Source organism: Candidatus Thiothrix sulfatifontis (assembly GCA_022828425.1).
GTDB lineage: Bacteria > Pseudomonadota > Gammaproteobacteria > Thiotrichales > Thiotrichaceae > Thiothrix > Thiothrix sulfatifontis.
In genome coordinates this window covers 3,157,551-3,172,405 of the sequence record CP094685.1, presented here as the reverse complement: position 1 = coordinate 3,172,405, position 14,855 = coordinate 3,157,551, and the positions used below count along the sequence as shown (strand labels likewise).

Genomic DNA, 14,855 nt, shown 5'->3' with positions numbered 1-14,855 from the left:
CAAAATAAGGTTTAACGAATCAATTACTTGTGAGCAACGTCAAGTTTGTCAACGGTGTCGAACTCGAACTTGATTTCTTTCCATGTTTCCATAGCGATCTTCAGTTCAGGGCTAGACTTCGCCGCGTTGGTGAGGATGTCCTTACCTTCTTTTTCCAGTTCACGTCCGCAGTTACGCGCTTCGACGCACGCTTCAACCGCGACGCGGTTAGCGGCTGCACCAGCAGCGTTGCCCCACGGGTGACCCAATGTGCCGCCGCCGAATTGCAATACGGAGTCATCGCCGAAGATATTAACCAGCGCAGGCATGTGCCAAACGTGGATACCACCGGATGCAACAGGGATAACGCCCGGCATTGAACCCCAATCTTGGTCGAAGAAAATACCGCGTGAACGGTCTTCTTTGATGAAGGAATCGCGCATGATGTCGATCCAGCCCAAGGTGGCTTCGCGGTCGCCTTCCAACTTGCCTACAACTGTACCGGAGTGCAGGTGGTCGCCGCCGGACAGACGCAAGATTTTGGTCAGTACGCGGAAGTGGATACCGTGGTGCGGGTTGCGGTCGAGTACCGCGTGCATTGCACGGTGGATGTGCAACAACATGCCGTTGTTTTGGCACCATTGCGCCAATTGGGTGTTCGCTGACAGACCGCCGGTCAGGTAGTCGTGCATGATGATCGGCGCACCGATTTCTTTGGCGTATTCTGCACGGCGCATCATTTCATCAGAGGTAGGCGCGGTAACGTTCAGGTAGTGACCTTTGCGCTCGCCAGTTTCGGCTTCCGCTTTGTGGATCGCTTCCATTACGAAGTCAAAACGGTGTCTCCAACGCATGAACGGCTGTGAGTTGACGTTTTCGTCGTCTTTGGTGAAGTCCAAACCGCCGCGCAGACCTTCGTAGCACGCACGACCGTAGTTCTTAGCCGACAAACCCAGCTTCGGCTTGATGGTGCAACCCAACAGCGGACGGCCGTATTTGTTCATGATGTCGCGTTCGACTTGGATACCTTGCGGTGGGCCGTTGCACGTCATGACGTAAGCGATAGGGAAGCGGATGTCTTCCAAACGCAGCGCACGCAACGCTTTGAAACCAAACACGTTACCGACCAAGGAAGTCAGTACGTTGACCACTGAACCTTCTTCAAACAGGTCGATTGGGTATGCCACGAATGCGTAGAAGCAGGTGTCATCGCCGGGTACGTCTTCAATCGCGTAAGCACGCCCTTTGTAGTAGTCCAGATCGGTCAACAGGTCAGTCCAAACCGTTGTCCAAGTACCTGTGGAAGATTCTGCCGCAACCGCTGCTGCCACTTCTTCACGCGGTACGCCCGCCTGAGGAGTGATTTTGAAGCAAGCGAGGATGTCGGTGTCTTTCGGGGTGTAGTCCGGCATCCAGTAAGTTTCGCGGTATTCTTTAACACCTGCGCTGTAATTCTTTGCCATGAAGTGAGTTCCTCCAACGAGGTTATAAGAAAAAAGTGTTTTTGCCTAAACAACAAGCACTGCCTGCTGATGGGGAGAAGTATGCCAAACAGTAGGTATAATTGAAACTCAATAATGAAACGTGTAAATATAAGCAACGCTGATGTTTTTAGGAGGGACAGATGCCGTACTCATTAAGCCAAATCCGCATTTTTGAAGCGGTGGCACAATACGAAAGTTACACCCGTGCGGCGGAAAAGCTGTTCATGACGCAACCGGCTGTTTCCATGCAAATCAAGCAGTTGGAGGAGGATAGCGGGCTGGCATTGTTTGAGCGCCAAGGCAAAAAAATGTGCTTAACCCCGATTGGCAGGGAAGTGCAGCATTACGCCAGCCGCGTCTTACAAGCCCACAACGACATGCTGGGAGTGATGAAAGAGCTCAAAGGCACGAAGGGTGGGCATTTGGTTGTCTCGGTGGCGACCACGGCTAATTATTTCGTCACGCAATTGCTGGCAGAATTTTCACAACAGCACGAAGGCATCAATATCACGCTGGATGTGACCAACCGCCACACCTTGCTGGATCAGTTGGAAAACCACGAGCCGGACATGGTGATTATGGGCGAACCGCCGAAAGGTCATGGTTTGCAGTCGGAGCGTTTGATGGAAAATCCGCTGGTGGTAATTGCCGCGCCGACGCATCCGCTGGTAGAGATTGGTCGCCCGTTATTGCTGAGTGATGTGTTGGCGGAACGCTTTATCGTGCGCGAGAAAGGGTCGGGGACGCGCAGCGCGATTGAGCGGCATCTGCATAAACACAATGCCAGTTGCAAAAATTCGCTGGAAATGCGCAGCAATGAAACCATCAAACACGCGGTGGAGGCGGGTTTGGGGCTGGGAATTGTGTCGATGCACACGATTCAGCCGGAACTGGATAGCGGGCGGTTGGTGATTTTGCCGGTGGAAAATTTCCCGATTCATCGTCATTGGCATGTGGTGATGCGCAAAGGCAAACGGCTGTCGCCGATTGCACGCGAGTTTAAGCAGTTTGTGATGGCGGAAGCGCCGCGTTTTGTACGGAATGCATCTCCACGGATTGTGGCATGATGGCGTTCTTTCACGCAGGAGCGCCCGGTGTGCCAGAATCCCAAAAATTGCTGTTGAGTATTGTCGAATTGGGCGGTTATCCCGATTTTACCGCCTTGTACGAGCGCCTCGGTTTTTGTGTCGAAAAGCAAACCAGTATGCGCAAGGTGTTACAGTTTCTGAAGAAAAACACGCCTGCGGTGATTGTCGCGGAGTTTAACTTTCAGTCGGATTTTCGGGATCGCACCAGCAGTCTGGAGTCGATGATGGCAGTGGTGCAGCGCACGCCGGATACGCGGGTAGTGGTGTTTTACGATCGCGAATACCTTCATCAGTTGGTACGGTTGACGGAACGATTTCCATCGCTGATTACATTGGCTTTTCCTGTTGTCGAGGTTGATGTGCTGCACGCATTAAGCCAGTAAAGCCGGTCACGCAAACGCACACTTCCACACTTTTTCTGGTATAATCCCGCTCTTCATGATTTAGGTGATCGAACAAGAATATGGCCACATTTGCCAAGGAAATTATCCCGGTTAATCTCGAAGATGAAATGCGTCAGTCCTATTTGGACTACGCAATGAGTGTCATTGTTGGGCGTGCGTTACCGGATGTGCGCGATGGGTTGAAGCCTGTCCACCGTCGTGTGTTGTTTGCGATGAGCGAACTTGGCAACGAGTGGAACAAGCCCTATAAAAAATCTGCACGTATCGTCGGTGACGTGATCGGTAAATACCACCCGCACGGTGACACGGCAGTGTACGACACCATGGTGCGCATGGCGCAACCGTTCTCGCTGCGTTACATGCTGGTGGATGGGCAGGGTAACTTTGGCTCAGTCGATGGCGATTCACCGGCGGCAATGCGTTACACCGAAGTGCGCATGTCCAAAATTGCCCACGAATTGCAAATGGACATCGACAAAGAAACCGTCGATTTTGTCCCCAATTACGATGGCAACGAGAAAGAACCCAGCGTTTTCCCCACGCGCCTGCCCAACCTGCTGATCAACGGTTCATCCGGTATCGCGGTCGGGATGGCGACGAATATTCCCCCGCATAATCTGACCGAAACGGTTAATGCCTGCCTCGCATTATTGAGCAATCCAGAATTAAGCATCAGTGATTTGATGGAATACTTGCCGGGGCCGGATTTCCCCACGGCGGGTATTATCAACGGCGCACGTGGGATTCGGGATGCGTATCACACCGGCAAAGGGCGCATTTACGTGCGGGCGCGGGCGACGGTGGAAGTGGATGAGCGCACCAGTCGCGAAACCATTATTGTCCATGAATTGCCGTATCAGGTGAATAAAGCCCGGTTGCTGGAAAAAATCGCCGAACTGGTCAAAGAGAAAAAGCTCGAAGGCATCTCCGAATTGCGCGACGAATCCGACAAAGACGGGATGCGCATGGTGATCGAACTCAAGCGCGGCGAATCCGGCGATGTCATCCTGAACAACCTCTACAAGCAAACCCAGATGCAGAGCGTGTTCGGCATCAATATGGTGGCGTTGATCGACGGTCAACCGCGCTTGCTGAACTTGAAAGACATACTGGCAGCTTTCCTGCGTCACCGCCGTGAAATCGTCACGCGCCGCACCATTTTTGAAGTGCGCAAAGCGCGTGAACGTGCGCACATTTTGGAAGGCTTGGCGATTGCGTTGTCCAACATCGACGAAATCATTACGCTGATTAAATCCGCGCCTAGCCCTGCCGATGCGAAACTGGGTTTGATTGCGCGTGCTTGGAACGCGGGCATTGTCAGTGACATGCTCAGCCGTGCCGGAGCGGACACCTGTCGCCCGGACGATTTGCCGGAACAATACGGGTTGCGCCCTGACGGTTACTGGCTGTCCGAAGTACAAGCCCAAGCGATTTTGGATTTGCGCTTGCACCGTTTGACGGGGTTGGAAAAAGACAAAATCATTGCCGAATACCGCGAATTGCTGGAAAAGATTGCCGATTTGCTGGAAATCCTCGGTAATCCTGACCGTTTACTGCAAGTGATTCGCGATGAATTGCTGTTGGTGCGTGATACCTACGGCGATGCACGCCGCACTGAAATTAACGTGGTCGGTGAAGACTTGTGCATGGAGGACTTGATTGCTGACGAAGAAGTCATGGTCACGTTCTCGCACGCCGGTTACGCCAAAGCGCAAACGCTCGACACTTACCGTGCGCAAAAACGCGGCGGACGTGGCAAAGCGGCGACCGCGATGAAGGACGAAGATTTCATCGAAAAGCTGTTTGTCGCCAGTATGCACGACACTTTGCTGTGCTTTTCCAGCCGTGGGCGCATGTATTGGCTGAAAGTTTACCAATTGCCGATGGGCGGGCGCGGTGCTCGTGGCAAGCCAATGGTTAATTTGCTGCCACTGGAAGAGGGTGAACGCATCAATGCAGTACTGCCGATTCGCGAATACGCCGAAGATAAATACATCTTCATGGCAACCTCGGAAGGCACCGTTAAGAAAACCCCGCTGACCGAATTCTCACGTCCGCGCACGGCGGGCATTATTGCGGTTGATTTGCGTGACGGCGACCAATTGGTAGACGTTGCCGTGACCAATGGCGACAACGAAGTGATGCTGTTTAGCACCTCCGGCAAGGCGATCCGCTTCCACGAATCTGACGTGCGAGCCATGGGACGGACGGCAGCAGGTGTGCGCGGTATCCGCATGGACGAGGGGCAGGAAGTCAACGCGCTGATCATTTTGGGCGAAGGCGAATTGTTGATTGCCACCGAAAACGGTTACGGCAAGCGCACCCGTGCGGAAGAATTCTCGCAGCAAGGGCGTGGCGGGCAAGGCGTGATTGCGATCCAAACCTCTGACCGCAACGGTAACGCGGTGGGTGCGGTGCAAGTACACGAAGAAGCACAAATCATGCTCATCACCGATGGCGGCACGTTGGTGCGTACCCCTGTCGCTGACGTTTCCATCGTCGGGCGCAATACGCAGGGCGTGACCTTGATCCGCCTCAATGATGGGGAAAAACTGGTGCAAATTGCGCCGATTTTGACCGATACTAGTGATATAGCCGACGAAGACGACACGGCGACCGATGTAAGCGACGATCAGGAATAAGCCATGAGTAGAGTATTCAATTTCAGCGCAGGCCCTGCGGTATTGCCCGAAGCGGTCTTAGCACAAGCGCAAGCAGAGATGTTGGATTGGAACGGCTGCGGCATGTCGGTGCTGGAAATGAGCCACCGTGAACAGCATTTTGCGTCGATTGCCGCGCAAGCCGAGGCGGATTTACGCGAATTGCTGGGCATTCCGAGCAATTACAAGGTGTTGTTTTTGCAAGGTGGGGCGTACAGCCAGTTTTCGATGATTCCGATGAATTTATTGCGTGGCAAAACGCGCATGGATTACGTCGACACGGGTGACTGGTCGTCGAAGGCGATTGATGAAGCGCGGCGTTACGGCGACGTGAATGTGGTGGCATCGAGTAGTGCGGGCAATTACACCAGCATTTCCGATCCGGCAAGCTGGCAATGTGATCCGAATGCGGCGTATTTGCACTACACGCCGAACGAAACCATTCGTGGTGTGGAATTTGGTTTTGTGCCGGATGCGGGCGATGTGCCGTTAGTAGCAGATTTCTCGTCCACGATTTTGTCGCGTCCGATTGATGTGAGTCGGTTTGGCTTGATCTACGGGGGGGCGCAAAAGAACATCGGGCCTGCGGGTTTGACCATCGTGATTGTGCGTGAGGATTTGCTGGGGCAAGCCGTGCCGTGTACGCCGATCATGTTTGATTACAAAGTGCAGGCGGATAACGGTTCGATGTATAACACGCCGCCCACTTACGCATGGTATTTGGCAGGTTTGGTGTTTAAGTGGTTGAAAGCGCAAGGTGGCTTGTCAGCAATGGCAGCGATTAACGAGCGCAAAGCCAGCAAGTTATACGCGGCTATCGACGCTTCAGATTTTTATCACTGCCCTGTTGACCTGACGTGCCGTTCATGGATGAATGTACCGTTTACGCTGGCAAAACCCGAATTGGATAAGGCATTTGCTGCCGAAGCCGCACAAGTCGGATTGGTTTCCTTGAAAGGACACCGTTCGGTGGGTGGGATGCGTGCCAGCCTCTATAACGCCATGCCGGAAGCCGGTGTGGATGCTTTGATTCACTTCATGCAGGACTTCGCGCAACGCAATGGCTGATACCTTCAATTTGCAAGCAATCCGTGAGCGCATTGACGCGCTGGATACCCAAATTTTAGCCTTGCTCAACGAACGCGCACAATGTGCCGAGCAAGTGGTACACGCGAAGTTGGCGGAAGACCCGAACGCGAAATTCTACCGCCCGGAACGTGAGGCGCAAATCCTCACGCGGATGCAGTCGTTAAATGCAGGCCCGTTGCGTGATGAGCAAATTACGCACTTGTTCCGCGAAGTCATTGCGTCGTGTTTGGCGTTGGAAGAATCGATGCGCATTGCGTATCTGGGGCCAGCGGGCACGTTTACCCAAGAGGCAACGTTTAAGCATTTTGGGATGAATGTTGGCACCTTGCCGGTGGATTCGATTGCGCAGGTGTTTCGCGAAGTCGAAGCGGGTAGGGTACGCTACGGGGTGGTGCCGATTGAAAATTCGACTGAAGGCGTGATTACGCACACGCTGGATATGTTTACGCAGTCGGATTTGCGGATTTGCGGCGAAATATCGTTGCGGATTCATCAGAATTTGATGTGTCGGCATGAAAACTGGCAGGGTGTGCAAAAAGTGTATGCACACGCGCAATCGTTAGCGCAATGCCGCTATTGGCTGGATAAGCATTTGCCTCATGCCGAACGCATTCCGGTGAGTAGCAATGCGGAAGCGGCACGGTTGGTGTCTCATGATGATACGGCGGCAGCGCTGGGGAGTCGGCAAGCAGCACCAATTTACGGTTTACACATTGTGCAAGACAGCATCGAAGACAATCCCAATAACACCACGCGCTTTTTGGTGATTGGGGATCAAGTCGTCACACCGAGTGGCAATGACCGCACGTCATTGCTGGTGTCGGCACGGAATCGCCCCGGTTCGCTTTACCATTTGCTGCAACCGTTGGCAGACAATGGCGTGGATATGACGCGGATTGAATCACGCCCGTCACGCACGACCAATTGGGAATATTTGTTCTTTTTGGATGTGCTGGGGCATGAACAGGATGCGGCAGTGAGTCAGGCGCTCAGTGTCTTGCGCAATGAAGTAGAAGTGGTGCGAGTGTTGGGGTCTTATCCGGTTGCGATTATCTGAAGGTCGGTATGAATGCACCTGCTAAGTGCTATGCATCGGCACAATCTATTCTCTGCGGGAATCAATTCAGTGCTTATTTGAAATAGCCATGTCGGAAATAACATGGCTATTATTTTAGGACGCTGATGTTAATAGAGAACTATTGATCCCAGCAGTTTTGATAACCAGGTACATTGATCCAAAAGCGTGGTGGAGTGCCGGTATTGCCATAAGAGTGGAAGTTCCATCCCGCATTACCCGTACCATCAAAGAAGTCAGCGACAATCCAACGTTCACCAAATTCCTTTGCACAGAATGCATTAGCGTCTGCTAAGGTAGTAATACCATTATCAGTGGTAGGTGCTATTGATTTGGTTGTACCGACTACTTGTGGAGCCCACTCATTTTGTGGATTAACAATGTTTAATGAATTAGGTTTTGGTTGGTAAATTTCGTGTTTGCATAAAATAGGCAAGGCTGTAGTACAAAGTTGATCGCCTATTTTAGGGTTACAGGCATAATCATATGGGTCTTTTGGCGGCTTGATTTTGTCTTTTGGTGAGTTGACTCTCGGCCCACAACCCACATGAACAGTACCCGTAATCGAATCGGATCCATGCTTCAACCACGTCGTACCTTTTTTAGGTGGATTTTCGCAAGTATATGTTAACTCTGCATGATGTACACTGGTATCATCTGAAATCTGAAAGCTTACACGACGTTTATTATTAATCTCTGCTAAATAATTGACTGGATTATTTGATGATTGGTTTGGACTTGCTGAATTAAATGCATAGGTGGGGGAAAAAGTAGAGTTTAATAGACTTCCATTTATTAATGGATAGTAGAAGAAGCTGTCAAAATAGTTATTTGGTTGACTTTCACTTAAAAAGTTTATTCCTTCGCCAGAAGGTTTGGCTGAACAATCATTACCCCCGCGATCACATTTTAATTTAAAAGATAGCTTTACTGAGGTTATGGTATGACAATCTTTAGGAGATCTGAGTGTAAAAGTGTCTTTAAATACATAACCACCCCATGGTCCTGGAGTTATATCTCCATATTTAGAAGGAACGGATGGAGCTGAACTACCAAAATCATTAGAATAAGGCGTGACTAATTCACCAGTATTCTTTGTTATGGTATATGTTGTGGTATTGGCAATGGCATTTGTTGCGGCGGTGACACTTATCAATAAAGTTAGCCAATTGAGTGCAGTTTTTATCTTCATGTTACGTCCTTCATGTTTGTGTGTTGAAATTGGTGATGTCAGTGAATTTACGGAATGGGTGTTTGATGGCAGTTTTTGGAAAACTTGTATCGGGGGATTGAATAGAGGCTCAACAGATTGCGTCGTTGATGCATATCTAAATACGGGAATTCCTCTGGTTTGACGTGTTGGCCTCACAGATACCACCTTTGAAGATTAAATTTTATACAACATTCTAATAAATTTCGTTTGTTGTTGTAAAGTAAAATATTTATTAAGAAAGAGAAAATACGAGCCAGATTCTGTAACGGATGATCAACCGCAGCCTCCAAGGTTGTTCCATCCGTTTGGCTAGTGATATGCAGGCATTGTTGACTGATTTTTAAGAAATCAACCACGTTTTCCGTAAAAGTTGCTCATCCAGTAGGCAACCGCAGCACTGTCCGTAACCGCATTGGCTTGATTCAAGTCCGCCAATGCGGGTTCAGCAATTTCACAGGGCAATGGTTCATCATCCCGTAGCTCAATCAAAGCACGTTCAAACGCCAGCGTAAATTCCGGGTGAGCTTGCACGCTGAAGGCTGATGTTCCATAAATCAATCCGGCATACGGGCAAAACGCTGATTGCAGGAATACCTCAGCTTGCGGTGGGCATTCCATCACCTGATCCTGATGCATAGCATTGAGGGTGATGCTGGCGGGTGCTGCATCCATCCACGGCAAAGATTGCTCTACCTGATAGTGATGCCGCCCGACCCCCCAGCCTTGCGGTGCTTTGGCTACTTTGCCACCCAAGGCTTCCGCCATGATTTGATGCCCGAAACAAACGCCAATTAACGGCACTTGCGCCTGCTGAATCCGGCGGATTAATACCTTTAACGGTTCTAGCCAGGGCAAATCATCGTACACGCCATGCCGCGAGCCGGTGATTAGCCAGCCATCACACACTTGTGGCGAATCCGGGAATTCGCCATCCATCACCGCAAATACCTGAAAGCGTAAATCAGCGCCGGTTTGCCCTAACAAGGCGGCAAACATGGTGGTATACGTCCCGTGTTCGGGGATTAATTCATCCGGCGCACGTCCGGTTTCTAAAATACCGATTAACATGGGTAATCACTTATTGGCTGGTTTGTGTTGCAATGCTTGTGGATATGATGCCCTAATTTGCTTAACGGTTACAGATTCTGTCGTGCGTATTACCGATAACCTTGACCTGCGCCCTACACCCTTCCGTCGATAAGCGCTAAACTCTGTTTCTTTTCAAGCTGACCCCAAGCGGAGACAGAAATGCAGCAAGATGTGCAAGATTTATTGGCGTATGTACCCTCTGAGAGTGCCTTGCAAGGGCGGGTGATTTTGGTCACGGGTGCTGCGGCAGGCATGGGCAAAGCGATTGCGAGCGCGTGTGCGCAATACGGCGCAACCGTGGTGTTGCTCGACAAAGAAATGCGGCGCACCGAAGACACTTACGACGCCATTGTCAACGCTGGCTATCCCGAACCCGCGATTTACCCGCTGGATATGCAGGGCGCAACCGCTAAGGATTACTTCGATCTCACCGAAAATATCCGCGCACAATTAGGGCGCTTGGACGGTTTGATGTTGAATGCGGCATGGTTAGGTTCATTCACCCCAATTTCGCATTACGACACCGAATTGTGGTCGAAAATGATTATGGTGAATTTGCACGCCAATTTCTTGCTGACACATGCGTGTTTGCCATTATTGCAGGAGGCTGCTGACCCCGCGATTGTGTTTGCCAGCCATGCGTCAAATAAGGCGTTTTACGGCGCATTCGGGGTGGCAAAAGCGGGGATGGCAGCATTTTGCGATATTCTGGCGGCTGAACACGACGATGCGACACATTTCATTCGTGTCAATACCGTGGATACTGGCGCGGCACGTACCAGTATGCGCACCTTGAATTTTCCCGGTGAAAACCCGAATAGCGTGGCTCGCCCTGAAGCCTTGGTTGCGCCCTATTTGTACTTTTTGGGTGCAGATGCGGGCAGGCGCACGGGCGAACACCTTGTTTTCCCACGTCAGCCGGGCGATGCTCAATGGGTCGGCGAGGCGAGTGCTGCGTAATGCAACGTGATTCCATTTACGCGCTTCCCCAAAGACAGGTCGTCGATTTCGCTTTTAATGAGGCGGTGGCGGATGTCTTTCCTGACATGATTCGCCGTTCGGTGCCGGGCTATGAAAGCATTATTGCGCTGTTGGGTGTGATTGCACGGCGTTACGCGCAGCCGCACAGCCGTATTTATGATCTGGGGTGTTCTTTGGGCGCTGCAACCTTGTCGATGGCTTCGCAAGTGCGGGTGGAGGATCTTAGCTTTGTGTGCGTGGATAATTCTGCCGCGATGACGCGCCGTTGTGAGCAAATTCTGCAACGTCATCTACTTAACGGGCGGTTTCAAGTGGAGTGCGCGGATATTCAAGCCATCCCTTTGAACAATGCGTCGGTAGTGGTGTTGAATTTCACGCTGCAATTTCTTAAGCCGGATGAACGCTTGGCGATGTTGCGTCATATTTACGAGGGTTTATTGCCGGGCGGGGTGCTGATTTTGTCGGAAAAGCTCCAGTTTGCGGCTGCGACGGAACAAGCACTGCTGACCGATATACATTTGGAATTTAAGCGGGCGAATGGTTACAGCGAACTTGAAATCAGCCAGAAACGTTCCGCGCTGGATCATGTGCTGATTCCTGACACGTTTGCGCAACACGTCGAGCGGCTGGAGGCGGCGGGTTTTACCCAAGTGGTGAACTGGTTTCAGGGCTTGAATTTTGCGTCATTGTTGGCGGTGAAGGTGTGAGCGCAATGCAGTCACTGTACCGTTTTTTGCAAGATTCGCGTCTCGCACCTTGGTTGGATAGCTTGCCCGCGCAACTTGAAACCGCGTTGCAAGGTTCGCACGGCAAGTGGGAAGAATGGCAAGCTGCTTTGGCTGCTGCACCCGATTTGCACCCGCAACAGCTTGATTTTACTAGCAGTGCGGTAACGCTTGGCACGGCTGCTGACGTTGACGCAGATTCCCGTGCGCAATTACTGGCGTGTTTGCAAGCCCTGATTCCCTGGCGCAAAGGCCCCTATCACTTGTTTGGAATTGAGGTCGATACCGAATGGCGTTCCGATTGGAAGTGGGAGCGGGTGTTGCCGCATCTGAGTCCGTTGAGCGGGCGCTTGGTGTTGGATGTGGGTTGCGGGAGTGGCTATCACCTGTGGCGGATGCGCGGGGCGGGAGCGGAGGCGGTGATTGGGATTGACCCGACGTTGCTGTTTTTGACGCAGTTTCAATTGATTAAGCGTTATGCAGGGGAACAGCCGGTCTGGATGTTGCCGCTGAAAAGCGAAGATTTGCCTGATTTGCGTCAAAAAGGCTTTGATACGGTATTTTCGATGGGCGTGTTGTATCACCGCCGCGATCCGCTGGGGCATTTGCAGGAATTGCGCCGTGCCTTGCGAGCCGGTGGCGAGTTGGTGCTGGAAACCTTGGTGGTGGCAGGTGATGAACATACGGTGCTAATGCCGCACGACCGTTACGCCAAAATGCGCAATGTGTGGTTCATTCCCTCGGTGGCATTATTAGAATTGTGGTTGAAACGGCTGGGATTCACTCATATTCGTGTGGTAGATGTGACAACAACCAGCACTCAAGAACAACGTTGCACGGCGTGGAGTAAAGGCGAATCGTTGGTGGATTTCCTTGATTCGCAAGATATTAGCCGCACTATAGAAGGATACCCCGCGCCGGTAAGAGCGACGCTTATCGCTAATACCCCCGCGTGATCTGTTCAAGGGAATATCACTAAATTACAATATGATTAAGCATTGAAATAAAGTGAGCCAAGTGGATACGTTATTGCACAAACCAGGGTTTATGTTCGCGATGGGTGATACCAATCGCTTGCAGCAACGCCTTGCCCGGCGAATGGGGCAGGCATACAAGCGCTTCCGCGACAGTTGGGGCGGCTTATTGCTCGACCCGTATTTGCGCGATGGCGGGAATTATCGCTATCGGCGTTATTCGGTGTTTCATTGGCAACATAATGCCTTAACCGTATTGCCGCACGAGCCGCATTATCAAAGCAGCCATTACAACCGGGTACACGGTGGTTTTAACCGCCATTTTCGTGGCTGGCTGCCCACGACGCTCGCGAATCCGGTGTTGAAGGAAGTGATCGGCTGGGCAACGCAACAATTTTCGCGTAGCCCTGCCGAATTGTGGCGCATTCAAGCCCACCAGTTCCGCATTATTGCCCGCCCTAATCAACAGGGAAAACCGACCCCCGAAGGCATTCATAAGGATGGCGCGGAATATATCTTAATCATGATGATGGATCGCCACAATGTTGACGGCGGCGAGAGCCGCATTTACGACAACACCATGCGCCCCTTAGCGGAAGGCACGTTGGCGCAAGCGGGGGATTTGGTGTTGGTGAATGATCACGCGGTTTATCACGGCGTGACCGCGATTAGCCCCGCTGACCCAACCCAACCCGCTTGGCGGGATGTGTTGGTGCTGACCTTCCACAAAGCGCTGGCTTAGCGTTTAACCGGGGCCTTCAAAATACTTCCAAGGGTAATGCAGGTCGTCTTTGATGGTGCTCCAATACAAATCACCGGAATTGCGCCAAGGATCAAGCAAAATGCCGGTCGCAAAAGGTTTGCCTTTGGCGGTGACGATCAGGGTGCTGTGTTCGCGCCACGGGTTGCCTTTATAAGCGACACCCCAATAGAGGTCGAATGTTTTGAGGTCTTTGGTACGCATCCGCGCTCGCATGGCGCGTGCCCAGTCGACACACAACCCCGCTTTACGCTGCTTGGAATTGCGCAAGGTGTTGTGGAAAACGGGCGGCCAAGTCAAGCCCCAGTCATTCGCCAGATACATCGGGTACACAAACGCATCGTGCGCCACCGATTTTGCTTCACGCGGGTCAATAATGGCGGGGTCAAGTGCAATCAGCGCTTGCGCGAGTTCATCAATGCGCTGTTTCATCTTCGGTGTCAGGGTTTGCAGGCGTGGGTCGCCATCAGGGGTGACGGTTACGTTGTCGTATTGCACGGCACAGCCACTCACGGCAAATAAGACCAGCAGTAAGCCTACCAGTCGTTTCATTTCAAACATTAATCACATTTCCTTCTTAAAATACATCAGGTAATTGACATCCACATCCTTGCCCAGACGATAACTCTGGAATAATGGATTGTATGTCATGCCCGCGATATTCCGCAGCTCCAAGCCGACAGAACGCGCCCAGCGTTCGAGTTCGGAGGGCTTGATGAATTTGGCGTATTCGTGCGTGCCTTTGGGGAGCATATTCATCACGTATTCCGCGCCGACAATCGCTAACGCAAACGCTTTGGGGTTGCGGTTGAGGGTGGAAAAGAATACGTCGCCACCGGGTTTCACCAGTGCGGCACAGGCGGCAATCACCGATGCGGGGTCGGGGACGTGTTCCAGCATTTCCATGCAGGTCACGACATCGAATTGCTCAGGGGCTTCAGTCGCGATGGCTTCGGCGCTGATTTGGCGGTAAGTCATTTCGACTTGGGATTCCAGCGCGTGCAATTCGGCGACTTCCAGCGGGGTTGCGCCCATGTCGATGCCGGTAACGGTAGCGCCACGGCGTGCCATGCTTTCGGCAAGAATACCGCCGCCACAGCCAATGTCGATGACGTTTTTGCCTTGCAAACGGGCGTGGTCGTCAATGTAATTGAGGCGCAGCGGGTTAATGTCGTGCAGCGGTTTGAATTCGCTGTCACGATCCCACCAGCGCCAGGCGAGGTCTTCAAACTTGCGGATTTCGTTGGGGTCAACGTTCGGTGTTGTTTTCATCATCAATTTATTCCTAATAAATATAGATTTAATTTGTAGTTGTGCGGTATTCTTCGCCAAAT

At 51.7% G+C, this 14,855-nt stretch carries 14 protein-coding genes; 9 read left to right on the top strand and 5 right to left on the bottom strand.

Annotation, left to right across the window (positions count from 1 at the left end):
- Window positions 1-23 precede the first annotated feature (23 nt).
- Window positions 24-1,442: a form I ribulose bisphosphate carboxylase large subunit gene (locus tag L3K52_15820; GenBank protein ID UOG91643.1), complete on the bottom strand. Its 1,419-nt coding sequence runs from the start codon at window positions 1,440-1,442 to the stop codon at window positions 24-26.
- A 161-nt stretch (window positions 1,443-1,603) separates the two neighbouring features.
- On the opposite strand from L3K52_15820, the gene L3K52_15815 reads away from it, so the two are divergent.
- The 5 genes from L3K52_15815 (at window position 1,604) to pheA (ending at window position 7,761) form a co-directional block, all read left to right on the top strand.
- Complete coding sequence (locus L3K52_15815) at window positions 1,604-2,530, top strand: LysR family transcriptional regulator (GenBank protein ID UOG91642.1); 927 nt, start codon at window positions 1,604-1,606, stop codon at window positions 2,528-2,530.
- The gene (locus tag L3K52_15810) at window positions 2,527-2,934 is read left to right on the top strand and encodes a hypothetical protein (GenBank protein ID UOG91641.1); all 408 of its coding nucleotides are present in this window, start codon (window positions 2,527-2,529) and stop codon (window positions 2,932-2,934) included. Before L3K52_15815 ends, L3K52_15810 begins: the two co-directional genes overlap by 4 nt.
- Before the next feature lie 80 nt (window positions 2,935-3,014).
- Window positions 3,015-5,597, top strand: a complete 2,583-nt coding sequence (gene gyrA / locus L3K52_15805) for a DNA gyrase subunit A (GenBank protein ID UOG91640.1) — start codon at window positions 3,015-3,017, stop codon at window positions 5,595-5,597.
- A 3-nt stretch (window positions 5,598-5,600) separates the two neighbouring features.
- On the top strand, window positions 5,601-6,683 hold the full coding sequence (gene serC, locus L3K52_15800; protein ID UOG91639.1) for a 3-phosphoserine/phosphohydroxythreonine transaminase: 1,083 nt from the start codon (window positions 5,601-5,603) through the stop codon (window positions 6,681-6,683).
- Window positions 6,676-7,761, top strand: coding sequence for a prephenate dehydratase (gene pheA, locus L3K52_15795; protein UOG91638.1), 1,086 nt, complete (start codon window positions 6,676-6,678; stop codon window positions 7,759-7,761). Before serC ends, pheA begins: the two co-directional genes overlap by 8 nt.
- Before the next feature lie 139 nt (window positions 7,762-7,900).
- Here the strand turns inward: pheA and L3K52_15790 are convergent, their stop codons facing one another.
- Window positions 7,901-8,971: a hypothetical protein gene (locus L3K52_15790; GenBank protein UOG91637.1), complete on the bottom strand. Its 1,071-nt coding sequence runs from the start codon at window positions 8,969-8,971 to the stop codon at window positions 7,901-7,903.
- A gap of 369 nt (window positions 8,972-9,340) precedes the next feature.
- Window positions 9,341-10,060, bottom strand: a complete 720-nt coding sequence (locus L3K52_15785; GenBank protein UOG91636.1) for a gamma-glutamyl-gamma-aminobutyrate hydrolase family protein — start codon at window positions 10,058-10,060, stop codon at window positions 9,341-9,343.
- A gap of 180 nt (window positions 10,061-10,240) precedes the next feature.
- Between L3K52_15785 and L3K52_15780 the strand changes: the two genes are divergently transcribed.
- The 4 genes from L3K52_15780 to L3K52_15765 are packed head-to-tail and all read left to right on the top strand — an operon-like array spanning window position 10,241 to window position 13,503.
- Window positions 10,241-11,041, top strand: a complete 801-nt coding sequence (locus L3K52_15780) for an SDR family NAD(P)-dependent oxidoreductase (GenBank protein UOG91635.1) — start codon at window positions 10,241-10,243, stop codon at window positions 11,039-11,041.
- Window positions 11,041-11,769 (top strand): carboxy-S-adenosyl-L-methionine synthase CmoA, encoded by a 729-nt coding sequence (gene cmoA / locus L3K52_15775; GenBank protein UOG91634.1) that lies wholly within the window; start codon window positions 11,041-11,043, stop codon window positions 11,767-11,769. Before L3K52_15780 ends, cmoA begins: the two co-directional genes overlap by 1 nt.
- A 5-nt stretch (window positions 11,770-11,774) precedes the next feature.
- The gene (gene cmoB, locus L3K52_15770) at window positions 11,775-12,743 is read left to right on the top strand and encodes a tRNA 5-methoxyuridine(34)/uridine 5-oxyacetic acid(34) synthase CmoB (GenBank protein UOG91633.1); all 969 of its coding nucleotides are present in this window, start codon (window positions 11,775-11,777) and stop codon (window positions 12,741-12,743) included.
- Between the two features lie 52 nt (window positions 12,744-12,795).
- Window positions 12,796-13,503: a 2OG-Fe dioxygenase family protein gene (locus tag L3K52_15765; protein ID UOG91632.1), complete on the top strand. Its 708-nt coding sequence runs from the start codon at window positions 12,796-12,798 to the stop codon at window positions 13,501-13,503.
- A gap of 3 nt (window positions 13,504-13,506) precedes the next feature.
- Here L3K52_15765 and L3K52_15760 read toward each other — a convergent pair whose 3' ends face one another.
- Window positions 13,507-14,082 carry a hypothetical protein gene (locus tag L3K52_15760; protein ID UOG91631.1) on the bottom strand — a complete coding sequence of 192 codons (576 nt, stop codon included), beginning with the start codon at window positions 14,080-14,082 and terminating at the stop codon, window positions 13,507-13,509.
- 3 nt (window positions 14,083-14,085) lie between these two features.
- Window positions 14,086-14,796 carry a bifunctional 2-polyprenyl-6-hydroxyphenol methylase/3-demethylubiquinol 3-O-methyltransferase UbiG gene (gene ubiG / locus L3K52_15755; protein UOG91630.1) on the bottom strand — a complete coding sequence of 237 codons (711 nt, stop codon included), beginning with the start codon at window positions 14,794-14,796 and terminating at the stop codon, window positions 14,086-14,088.
- Window positions 14,797-14,855 lie beyond the last annotated feature (59 nt).

What these genes read in the sequence shown, in the direction of transcription:
- serC (UOG91639.1), top strand. Translation starts at nt 5,601, where the DNA reads ATGAGTAGAGTATTCAATTTCAGCGCAGGCCCTGCGGTATTGCCCGAA.
- cmoB (UOG91633.1), top strand. Translation starts at nt 11,775, where the DNA reads ATGCAGTCACTGTACCGTTTTTTGCAAGATTCGCGTCTCGCACCTTGG.
- L3K52_15780 (UOG91635.1), top strand. Translation starts at nt 10,241, where the DNA reads ATGCAGCAAGATGTGCAAGATTTATTGGCGTATGTACCCTCTGAGAGT.
- cmoA (UOG91634.1), top strand. Translation starts at nt 11,041, where the DNA reads ATGCAACGTGATTCCATTTACGCGCTTCCCCAAAGACAGGTCGTCGAT.
- pheA (UOG91638.1), top strand. Translation starts at nt 6,676, where the DNA reads ATGGCTGATACCTTCAATTTGCAAGCAATCCGTGAGCGCATTGACGCG.
- L3K52_15760 (UOG91631.1), bottom strand. Translation starts at nt 14,082, where the DNA reads ATGTTTGAAATGAAACGACTGGTAGGCTTACTGCTGGTCTTATTTGCC.
- L3K52_15810 (UOG91641.1), top strand. Translation starts at nt 2,527, where the DNA reads ATGATGGCGTTCTTTCACGCAGGAGCGCCCGGTGTGCCAGAATCCCAA.
- ubiG (UOG91630.1), bottom strand. Translation starts at nt 14,796, where the DNA reads ATGATGAAAACAACACCGAACGTTGACCCCAACGAAATCCGCAAGTTT.
- L3K52_15820 (UOG91643.1), bottom strand. Translation starts at nt 1,442, where the DNA reads ATGGCAAAGAATTACAGCGCAGGTGTTAAAGAATACCGCGAAACTTAC.
- L3K52_15815 (UOG91642.1), top strand. Translation starts at nt 1,604, where the DNA reads ATGCCGTACTCATTAAGCCAAATCCGCATTTTTGAAGCGGTGGCACAA.
- L3K52_15790 (UOG91637.1), bottom strand. Translation starts at nt 8,971, where the DNA reads ATGAAGATAAAAACTGCACTCAATTGGCTAACTTTATTGATAAGTGTC.
- gyrA (UOG91640.1), top strand. Translation starts at nt 3,015, where the DNA reads ATGGCCACATTTGCCAAGGAAATTATCCCGGTTAATCTCGAAGATGAA.
- L3K52_15785 (UOG91636.1), bottom strand. Translation starts at nt 10,060, where the DNA reads ATGTTAATCGGTATTTTAGAAACCGGACGTGCGCCGGATGAATTAATC.